The 8,274-nt window shown below is 73.8% G+C and carries 10 protein-coding genes; 4 read left to right on the top strand and 6 right to left on the bottom strand.

The features are described 5' to 3' along the window. A partial coding sequence (locus tag BN12_RS13685; protein WP_048553259.1) for a universal stress protein occupies window positions 1-251 on the top strand: 251 nt, incomplete at its 5' end. 3 nt (window positions 252-254) lie between these two features. On the opposite strand, the gene pruA is transcribed toward BN12_RS13685, so the two are convergent. The 5 genes from pruA to BN12_RS13660 all read right to left on the bottom strand — a co-directional run bounded on the left by pruA (window position 255) and on the right by BN12_RS13660 (window position 5,842). After that, a complete protein-coding gene (gene pruA / locus BN12_RS13680; protein ID WP_048553257.1) occupies window positions 255-1,883 on the bottom strand; it encodes an L-glutamate gamma-semialdehyde dehydrogenase in 1,629 nt (542 codons plus the stop codon). A gap of 106 nt (window positions 1,884-1,989) precedes the next feature. Beyond that, entirely contained in the window at window positions 1,990-2,415 is a 426-nt protein-coding gene (locus tag BN12_RS23430) for a DUF6912 family protein (protein WP_053080036.1), read from the bottom strand. A 19-nt stretch (window positions 2,416-2,434) separates the two neighbouring features. Further along, complete coding sequence (locus BN12_RS13670; protein ID WP_048553256.1) at window positions 2,435-3,874, bottom strand: WS/DGAT/MGAT family O-acyltransferase; 1,440 nt, start codon at window positions 3,872-3,874, stop codon at window positions 2,435-2,437. Between the two features lie 52 nt (window positions 3,875-3,926). After that, window positions 3,927-5,180: an AAA family ATPase gene (locus BN12_RS13665; protein WP_048553255.1), complete on the bottom strand. Its 1,254-nt coding sequence runs from the start codon at window positions 5,178-5,180 to the stop codon at window positions 3,927-3,929. Next, on the bottom strand, window positions 5,177-5,842 hold the full coding sequence (locus tag BN12_RS13660; RefSeq protein ID WP_048553254.1) for a CpaB family protein: 666 nt from the start codon (window positions 5,840-5,842) through the stop codon (window positions 5,177-5,179). Before BN12_RS13660 ends, BN12_RS13665 begins: the two co-directional genes overlap by 4 nt. Window positions 5,843-6,020: 178 nt before the next feature. On the opposite strand from BN12_RS13660, the gene BN12_RS13655 reads away from it, so the two are divergent. Continuing rightward, on the top strand, window positions 6,021-6,251 hold the full coding sequence (locus BN12_RS13655; RefSeq protein ID WP_048553252.1) for a helix-turn-helix domain-containing protein: 231 nt from the start codon (window positions 6,021-6,023) through the stop codon (window positions 6,249-6,251). Window positions 6,252-6,293: 42 nt separating this feature from the next. Here the strand turns inward: BN12_RS13655 and BN12_RS13650 are convergent, their stop codons facing one another. Then, window positions 6,294-6,833 carry a hypothetical protein gene (locus BN12_RS13650; RefSeq protein ID WP_048556405.1) on the bottom strand — a complete coding sequence of 180 codons (540 nt, stop codon included), beginning with the start codon at window positions 6,831-6,833 and terminating at the stop codon, window positions 6,294-6,296. Window positions 6,834-6,982: 149 nt separating this feature from the next. Here BN12_RS13650 and BN12_RS13645 point away from each other — a divergent pair, with 149 nt between their 5' ends. After that, window positions 6,983-7,930, top strand: coding sequence for a LysM peptidoglycan-binding domain-containing protein (locus BN12_RS13645; protein ID WP_048553250.1), 948 nt, complete (start codon window positions 6,983-6,985; stop codon window positions 7,928-7,930). Beyond that, on the top strand, window positions 7,927-8,274 hold a 348-nt coding region (locus BN12_RS25215; RefSeq protein WP_048553247.1), incomplete at its 3' end, for an Rv3235 family protein. The genes BN12_RS13645 and BN12_RS25215, both read left to right, overlap by 4 nt.

Below are 8,274 nucleotides of genomic sequence, written 5' to 3'. Positions count from 1 at the left end.
CCCTCGAGAGCCGGCTCGCCGCGCTGCGGGCCCGCCATCCCGGCGTGACGACGACCGTCGAGGTGACCCGCGACTGGCCGCAGGGCGGGCTGCTCACCGCGGCGGAGGGGGCCGACCTCCTCGTCGTCGGGCACGAGGAGGTCGGCCTCACCCGGCGCTTCCTCCTGGGATCGGTGGCCGTCTCGGTCGTCGAGAACGCGACGTGCCCCGTCGCCGTCGTCCCGCTCGGGCCCCGTGAGGGGTCCGCGTGACGGTCAGCCCATGTGCGGGTAGGCGTGGCTCGTCGGGGGGACGAACGTCTCCTTGATCGAGCGGGCCGACGTCCAGCGCAGGAGGTTCTGGGCCGCGCCGGCCTTGTCGTTGGTCCCCGAGGCGCGGCCACCGCCGAAGGGCTGCTGCCCGACGACGGCACCCGTCGGCTTGTCGTTGATGTAGAAGTTGCCGGCGGCGAAGCGCAGCCGGTCCGTGGCCTCGGCGATGGCCCGCCGGTCCTGGGCGATGATCGACCCGGTGAGCCCGTAGGGGGCGAAGGACTCCATCTGGTCGAGCACCTTCGCGTAGTCGCGGTCGGCGAAGACGTGGACGGACAGGATCGGGCCGAAGTACTCGGTGCGGAACGACTCGTCGGTCGGGTCGGCGATCTCCAGCACCGTCGGGCGGATGAAGTAGCCGACCGAGTCGTCGTACGTGCCGCCGGCGATCACGTCGATGCCGGCCGTCGCGTGGGCCCGGTCGATGGCGTCCTTGTGCTTCGCGAAGGCGCGGTCGTCGATGACCGCCCCCATGAAGTTGCCGAAGTCGGTGACGTCGCCCTGGGGCAGCCCGTCGGTGATCGCGACGACGTCGGCCTTGATCCGGCGCCACAGGGAGCGGGGCACGTACGCCCGGGAGGCGGCCGAGCACTTCTGACCCTGGAACTCGAACGCTCCCCGGATCATCGCGGTCCGCAGCACGTCCGGGTCGGCGGACGGATGCGCGACGATGAAGTCCTTCCCTCCCGTCTCCCCGACGATCCGCGGGTAGGACCGGTATGCCGTGAGGTTGCGGCCCACCTCGGCCCACAGGTGCTGGAAGGTCGGCGTCGACCCGGTGAAGTGGATCCCGGCGAGGTCCGGGTCGGCCAGCGCCACCTTCGAGACGTTGATCCCGTCGCCGGTCACGAGGTTGATGACGCCCGGCGGAAGGCCGGCCGCCTCGAGCAGCTCCATCGTCAGCTGAGCGGCGAGCTGCTGGGTCGGCGACGGCTTCCACACGACCGTGTTGCCCATGAGCGCCGGGGCGGTCGGCAGGTTGCCCGCGATCGCCGTGAAGTTGAAGGGGGTGATCGCATACACGAACCCCTCCAGCGGCCGGTGGTCGGTGCGGTTCCACACGCCCTTGCTGTTCAGCGGCGGCTGCTCGGCGAGGATGTCCCGCGCGAAGTGCACGTTGATCCGCCAGAAGTCGATGAGCTCGCACGCCGCGTCGATCTCCGCCTGGTATGCCGTCTTGCTCTGCCCGAGCATCGTCGCGGCGTTGAGCCGGGCCCGCCACGGGCCCGAGAGCAGCTCGGCCGCCTTGAGCAGGATCGCCGCCCGGTCGTCGAAGGCCAACGACCGCCACCCCGGGGCCGCCGCCTTCGCCGCGTCGACCGCCGCCTGCGCGTCCCCGACCGTCGCGTTCCGCAACGTCCCCAGCACCTTGCGATGCGCATGGGGCTGACGGACCGCGGTCCTGCGGCCGGTTCCGTCCACCCGCTTGCCGGCGATCGTGTGGGGCAGCTCCCGCTGCTCCGAGCCCAGCTCGACGAGGGCGACCTCGAGGGCCGCCCGCTCGGGGCTTCCGGGCGCGTAGTCGAGAACGGGCTCGTTGACGAGCTGGGGAACGCTGGTCACGGCATCCATCGGTGGTCGGCTCCTTCGTCGGTCCGCGGCTGTCGGCCCATCGTTCCATGCCCCGCGCCACGCCGGAACCTGGCGCCGCGCGGGCGGGCACGGTCGCGTCCGCCGCTCACGACGTGAGGCGGACGACCTCGTCGATCTCGGTGACGTCGTACCAGAGGAGGTCGTCGTCGGAGCCGCCCGGCGTCTCGTCGACATGGAACGACACGACGCGGCGCAGCTCGAGCGCGGCGGAGAGGTCGACCGACGAGGGCCACGGTCCCGATCCCCCGGACGGCGACCCGACGAGCGCGCTGTCGACGTCGGCCGCCGCGACGACCCGCTTGCCGGCGCCGGCGACGTCCCGGGCGGCGGTCGCCGCCTCGACGAGCGCGGCGAACTCCAGCTCCTCCTCGAGCCGGTCCGCCGGGTTGGCCCGCTCGAGGGCCGGCGTCACGGCATACGCCCGGACCGGCGCCGTGCCGGCGCGCCCGGTGACTTGGAGCCGGCGGAGGCCCGGGCCGTCGAGAGGCAGGTAGATCCGGGTGACGGTCATGGGGCTCATCCTGCCCGGGTCAGGCGCGGGTGCCCTGTTGCGACGCGATGAGCTCGGCGAGGGCGTCGACGATGCACTGCCCGAGGACGTCGGCGTCGGGGATCGTGACGCGGTCGGCGAGCAGCCCGTAGTAGACGCCGCCATCGTAGGAGGTGAGGCCGATCGACAGTGCCTGGCCGTGGCTGAGGGGCAGGACGGGGTAGCTCGCGAGAAGGCGGGCGCCCATGGCATACAGGGGATGCTGGGGGCCGGGGACGTTCGTCACGACGAGGTTGTAGAGCCGCCGCGAGACGGCCGAGCCGAGCCGCGCGCCGAGCGCGTGGAGGGTCGGCGGGGCGAAGCCGCCGATGCCCGCCAGGGCGTCGGCACCGACCGGGCTGCCGTTCTCCATCTCCTGGAGCATCGCGAAGGCGACCTGCTGCAGCCGGATCCCGGCCCCGGCCTCGCCGACGGGCAGGTCGACGTAGCACGCCTTGAGGCCGCCGACGACCTCGGCCGCCGGGTCGTCGGCATCCATGACGCTCACGGGGACCATCGCTCGGATCGTCGTCGTCGGGAGCACCGCCTCCCCCCGGGTGAGCAGCCAGGAGCGGAGGGCGCCGGCGATCGTCGCGAGGATGACGTCGTTGATCGTCACCTCCTCGGCGAAGCGTCCCTCCATGAGGCCGGCGCGGACCGTCCGGTAGTCCTCGAGGTCCGTCCCCACCATGACGAACCGGCGCGCCCCCGACACCCGGACGTTGAGCGGAGAGGAGGGTGCGGGCCGCGTCGAGACCTTGGCGAGGGTCGCGGCCGCCGCGCCGAGAGCACCGAGCATCCGGCCGTACGTCGCCCTGAGGTCGGCGGCTCCGCCGCGGAGGGTGTCCACGACGTCGGACGGACTGCGGACGACGTCGAGGACGGCATCGGTGACCAGGCCGATCGCCGACGGTTCGCTGCGGGGGCGCCACGGTGTCGGGTCGGGCGCGTCGTCGGGCCCCGCCCTCCGGCTACGGCTCACGAGCAGCTGGTCGAGCGACACGGCGTTGAGGCCGTCGACGAGCGCATAGTGCGTCTTGGTGATGACGGCGAAGCGTCCGTGCTCGAGACCCTCGACGATGTAGAGCTCCCAGAGGGGGCGTTTGAGATCGAGGGGACGGGACTCGATGCGCGCGACGAACTCCTCGAGCTGCTCGTCGGTCCCGGGGCGGGGAAGCCCCGACCGCCGCACGTGGTAGCTGACGTCGAAGGCGGTGTCGTCGACCCACACCGGTTTGGCGATGCGCCCCGGGACGGTGACGACCTTCTGCCGGTAGCGCGGCACGGACTCGATCCGGGCGGCGACGTAGGACGCGAGACGGTCGAGGTCGAATCCCCTCTTCGGAGGGTCGAAGATCATGACGGAGCCCGCGTGCATGGGGGTGTCGCGGTCCTCGACGTAGAGGAACGAGGCGTCGAGCGCAGACAGCCGGTCGGTCACCCGCCCATCGTGGCAGACGCCGGACCGCAGGCGTGAGCGGGCGACCCGACGGTCAGACCGGCTCGCGCTCGGGGACGAACCGCTCGGAGAGCGTGGCGATGGCCAGTCGCAGGTCGGACCTGGCATTGTGCTCGGCCAGCGTCTGGCCCGCGAGGAGCGCGGCGTCGCACACCTCGGGGGCCCACGGGAGGAAGGTGAGGTCCTCGAGGCCGGAGAACCGGGCCAGCGCCTCGGCGATGGCCCGCTGCGGGTGGGACCCGACGGCCGACGCGCGGACCTTGTTGACGACGACCGCGGGGACCGGGGACGGGACGACCCCGAGGTCCTGGACCGCGCGGACGAGGCGCTGGAGGCCGATGGGGTCGCCGGCGCCGACGACGACGAGCTCGTCGGCTTCGGCGAGGACCAGGCGCGTCACGGCGTTGCGTCGCGGCGCGGCCGTGTCGTAGCTCAGCTCCTCGTCGTCCTCGAGGCTGAAACCGGTGTCGACGACCACGACGTCGGCGACCGTCCGCGCGAGGCGCAGCACCTCCTCGACGGACGCCACGCGCAGCTCGGGCCAGCGGTCCGCCCGGGGCAGGCCGGTGAGCACGCGCAGGTCCGGACGCACCTCGGGGGCGAGCCGGGCGAGGGTGGGGCGGTCGAGGCCTCCGTGGTCCGCCGCCCGCGCCGCGGCGGCCAGACCGGGAGCCTCGTCGACGAGCGCGAGGGTCTGGGCGATGCTCGCGCCCCACGTGTCGGCGTCGACGAGCAGGGTCCGGTGACCGGAGAAGGCGAGCTCCGCGGCGAGGTTGACGGCGACCGTCGTGCGGCCCGGAGAGCCGAGCGGCCCCCAGACGGCGACGAGGCGGCATCGCGTCGGCTCGGCATCGCCGAGCGGCAGGTCCTCTCCGAGCGGTCGATCGGGTGCGTCGTCGCCCGGCGCGTCGGTCCCCGCGGCGCGGGCGTCATGGATCGACGGGATGGCCGCGACGGCCTCGTCGATGTCGGCCGGCTCGGCGTCGGACCGGACGACGGCGTCGATGCCCAGCTGGCGCAGGAGCCGCTCCTGCGCCTCGTCGCCGAGCCGGGTCACACCGAGGACCCGCAGTCCGTGACCCCGCAGCTCGGCGACGGCCTCCCGCCCGAGGGAGCGCAGCGACGCCGAGACGACGGCGAGGTCTCCCGCCCCGGCCGCCGCGGCCGAGAGGAGGTCCGCGAGGTCGACGCACCGGCGGACGACCGTCAGCTCCAGGCAGCGCTCGGTGGCGCGGACGAACCCCGACTCGACGTCGTGGTCGAGCGCGGTGAGCGCCCGGGCGCTCACGAGGCGGCCTTGGTCCGCGAGCCCGGCACCGGGACGACGGTGATCCGCGACCGGTCGCCGAGGTGGGCGACGATGCCGGCGACCTGCTCCTGCGGTGCCATGACGGAGACGGCGACGGTGTCGGTGCCGCTCGCGCCGAAGCCGGTGCGCTCCTCGGGCTCGCTCGCCACGGAGACGCCCGACAACGCCCGCACCGGCTTGTCGAACTCCGTCGTCGATCCCGGCTTGGGAGGCGTGACGTAGACGTCGACGACCGATCCTCGGACGAGCGTCGAGGCGGACGTCGCGTCGACGTCGATCGTCACCGGCTGCACGGAGACGTCGGCGACCGACCCGAGCGCCGACCGGGGCACGAGCTCGCCGGGCCGCACGTCGCGCAGGACGTACGAGCCCTCGGGCAGCGCCTCGTCGGCGGGAAGGTACCGCGCCATGCCGTCGCCGAGCTGGACCTCGACGCGCCGCACCGCCGCATCGTCGAGACGCTGCCCGGGCACGAGGGCGACGCTCGCGGCATACACCGGCACCCGATCGTCGGCCCGCGCGACGAGGACCGCTCCGAGGACGGCGGAGACGAGGACGAGCAGGACGCCGGCCAGCAGGCGCGTGTCGCGCCAGGACGGTTTGCGCAGCCGGCCCGCGCGCCGGGTCGGAAGGTCGGACATGGTTCCCCCTGGGTGGTGACTGGTCGTGCCCCCGCAGTGTGGCGTATGCCCGTCCCGGGCGCAGGCCCGACGCCCCCGCCTGTGGACAACGGGCTCCATCGGGTCCCGGCGACGTACCCTTGACGTGTGGCCTGACCAGCCACGATCCCTGCCAGGTCGACTCTGACGAAGGAGCACCGTGCCCAAGCGCTTCATCCAGCTCGCCGACGTCGCCGAGGTGCTCGACATCTCCTCGGCCCAGGCGTATGCCCTCGTGCGCTCCGGAGACCTGCCCGCCATCAAGGTCGGTGGTCGCGGCCAGTGGCGCGTGGAGGCGACCGAGCTCGAGGCGTACATCTCGCGGATGTACGAGCAGACGCGCAGCTTCGTCGAGTCGCATCCGTTCGGAGCCGACACGCCGGCCGAGTGACCCTGCCCGAGCGACACGACCCAGGGGTCGGCCGCCGGTGGGTCAGCCGCTCGTGACCGACACGAGCGCAGACACCGGGATGGTGCGTCGGAACAGGACGTTCGCCTCACGCCGGACCTCGTCGGCCGGGTGGACCGACAGCTCGACGTGGTCGGCGCCGACCACGTCGATGGTGCCCGTCGAGGACCCGCCGGCCCGGTCGCGGACGACGACGACCGCGCGGTCCCTGCTGATCCCCCGGAGGGCGTAGCCGACACCGAACCGACGTGCCCGGGTCGCCGGGTCGGCCGATCGCGCGAGTCCCTCGATGGCAACGACGGCATCGAGGACGAGGAGGATCGCCCGACGGCCCGCCGAGAGCAGGAGCCACCCGTCGCCGACCTCCTCGACGCGCCCGTGGACGGGCGGGCCCGCGAGCAGACGGACCGTGATCTCCTCGCCCGTCGCGGCGACCAGACGGGACACGAGGTCGACGAGCGCGCGCTCCCGGCGCGTGCGATCGGCCACCTCGGCGTCGAGTTCGCGGCGTTCCTGCGCCTCCCACTGGGCCTCGAGGTCCTCGAAGAGCCCGTCCCACGGCATGCCGGCGAGCATAGCCAGCGCGGGGCGCCCGGACCCTCGGCCATGGCGGGCTGTGGACATTCCACCCGTGCCTTGCGCGTGTCCCCGCAGAGGCCTATCGTCATCGTCCATACGCAAACGAAGGCAAACAGATGCTTCTGGGGGATGGAATGACCGAGGTTCGGAGGCGGCTGCGGCGGACAGCACGGGCGAGGATCGCGGCCGTCGGCGGCACGACGGCGGCGATCGGGCTCGTCGCCGGGCTCGTGGCCGTCGTCCGGTCGCGTCTCGGTGCACTCGCCGGGCCGGGGCCCGCAGACCCGGCGGACGCACTGACCCTCCTTCTCGGATCGGTCGCGCTCCTCCTGCTCCTGTGGCTCGTGCTCGGGGTCGTCCTCGAGGCCCTCGCGGCCATGCCCGGACGCGTCGGACGCGGTGCTCGGTGGGCCGCCGACCGGCTCACTCCGGCCCTCGTCGCCCGGTTCGCGGCGCTCCTCATCGGCGCCGCCGCAGGAGCCGCGGTCGTCCCGGGCAGCGCCGTCGCCGCCGTCGGCGAAGGGGCGGGCAGCACGTCCCGCGCCGTCGCCACGGCACCGGATCCCGGCTTCCGCGCCGCTGACATCGCTGCGTCGCAGCGACCTGCGGGCGGCCCGGAGCCACACCCCGGCCTCTGTCCGTCGGCCTCCTCCGGCATGACCACCCCTTCCGGCCCGGCGCAGCGCGCCACGGGCAGCGCGCCGGATCCCGGCTTCGGAGGCCCACTGTCGGCTCCCGCACGGCGCTCCGGGGGCACGGCCGGGTCGGTGACACGGGCCGGCGCCGTGCCGCCGGCGCCTGATCCGGGATTCGTCCCGCAGCGGCCTGCTGTCCGCCCCGTCCTCTCCCCCACCCTCCTGGGGGGCCATGGCATACCCGCGCCCGAGGGCGTCGTCGTCCACCGTGGAGACACCCTGTGGTCGATCGCCGCGGCCTGGCTCGGGCCGGACGCGACCGACGCGGAGATCGCCCGAGCGTGGCCACGCTGGTATGCGGAGAACCGGGGGGTCATCGGCGACGACCCGGACCGCATCCGTCCCGGACAGGTGCTCCACCCGCCGGCCCTGGAGTCCGTCCGATGACCGGCACGCCGGCCCGGCCGGTCCGCGCGCTGCGGTCCGTCCCCGGCGGGTTGCCGGCCGAGAGCTTCGCGAGCCATGCCGAGCTCATGGCTGCGGGTTGGGACCGGATGCCCTACGTCCAGGAAGCGCTGGCCGTCGACTTCGACGTCGACGAGGGCGACGACGACCCCCTACGCCTCGCCGAGCCGACGGATCGGGGCGACCTGCCCGACCCCCGCGTGGCGGCGGCCCATCTCGCCCAGGCGGTCGTGGAGATCGTGTCGGGAGTGCGCAGCCCGGTCCAGCTGCTGCGCAGGACATCTCCCGACGTCTATGCCGCCCTCACCCGCCGCGCCATGCTCGCG

This window comes from Nostocoides japonicum T1-X7, from assembly GCF_001046855.1.
Lineage (GTDB): Bacteria > Actinomycetota > Actinomycetes > Actinomycetales > Dermatophilaceae > Nostocoides > Nostocoides japonicum.
Note: the sequence above shows the minus strand (reverse complement) of the source record. Positions and strands in the feature narration are given on the sequence as shown.

What these genes read in the sequence shown, in the direction of transcription:
- BN12_RS13650 (WP_048556405.1), bottom strand. Translation starts at nt 6,833, where the DNA reads ATGCCGTGGGACGGGCTCTTCGAGGACCTCGAGGCCCAGTGGGAGGCG.
- BN12_RS13660 (WP_048553254.1), bottom strand. Translation starts at nt 5,842, where the DNA reads ATGTCCGACCTTCCGACCCGGCGCGCGGGCCGGCTGCGCAAACCGTCC.
- BN12_RS13645 (WP_048553250.1), top strand. Translation starts at nt 6,983, where the DNA reads ATGACCGAGGTTCGGAGGCGGCTGCGGCGGACAGCACGGGCGAGGATC.
- pruA (WP_048553257.1), bottom strand. Translation starts at nt 1,883, where the DNA reads ATGGATGCCGTGACCAGCGTTCCCCAGCTCGTCAACGAGCCCGTTCTC.
- BN12_RS23430 (WP_053080036.1), bottom strand. Translation starts at nt 2,415, where the DNA reads ATGACCGTCACCCGGATCTACCTGCCTCTCGACGGCCCGGGCCTCCGC.